This window comes from Oleiphilus sp. HI0061 (genome assembly GCF_001635675.1).
In genome coordinates, this window is sequence record NZ_LWFE01000772.1 from 1 (window position 1) to 796 (window position 796).

Sequence of the window (796 nt, forward strand, 5' to 3'; positions counted from 1 at the left end):
GTATGACCGCCATCGGGAAAGTGATGATAAGCGAGTCGGCTTACATTGGCATAAGGTACATCAATATTCCAAAGCCTGTCACTAGGCATACCTAGTACGTGGGTTAATATAGCTCGGATAACGCCCCCATGGCATACAAGTAAAGTATGCTCAGTTTGATATTCGAGCACTAAGGCTTCCCAAGCTGTATGAATACGCTGAATGAAATCAGACATTCGCTCGGAGCCTTGGGGAGCGTGATTATCGGGGTCTTCCCAGTAGTTTCTTAATGCCTTTGGGTCGTGTTTCATCAGTTCTTTGACGCTCTTTCCTTCCCATTCACCAAAGGAAATTTCACGAAACATCGGGTTTATGTCGACGCAGAGGCTTAGGTCTTCCCCTAGCTTATTGGCAAAGGCCTGACAGCGACTTAATGGTGAAGTCACTATCCGGGTCCAGGGTTTATGACCCCCTACACTGTCGTGCATTTGCTGCCAGCCCAAGTCTGATAAGGGGTCGTCTTGTGAACCTCGTAGTAGTTGTCCACCAACGGGTTCGCCATGTCTGATTAGGTCGAAAGTGCTTGCTTTCATAACTAAGCCTTGAGTCGCTCGAGTAGCATTTCATATTGCTGTTGTTTAGCAGCAGTATGCCTTATTTTGAACTCCTGAATAAGCAAGAGGCAAGCATCTTGTGTAATATGTTGGTTGCCAGCAAGTTCGAGAAACAAGAAGGCTTGCTCAGCTTTAGGCAGGTCTCCATGTTTAATAAAAAGCATCATCATCTTATGATAGTGCTCGGGCTGTAAGCATTCTTG

Annotated in this window: 2 protein-coding genes; both read right to left on the bottom strand. The window is 46.1% G+C overall.

Translation table 11 applies throughout. The features are described from left to right. Window positions 1–572: histidine phosphatase family protein (locus tag A3735_RS09455; protein ID WP_068637990.1), on the bottom strand; the 572-nt coding region annotated here is incomplete at its 3' end. A gap of 2 nt (window positions 573–574) precedes the next feature. Next, on the bottom strand, window positions 575–796 hold a 222-nt coding region (locus A3735_RS30685), incomplete at its 5' end, for a hypothetical protein (RefSeq protein ID WP_197485802.1).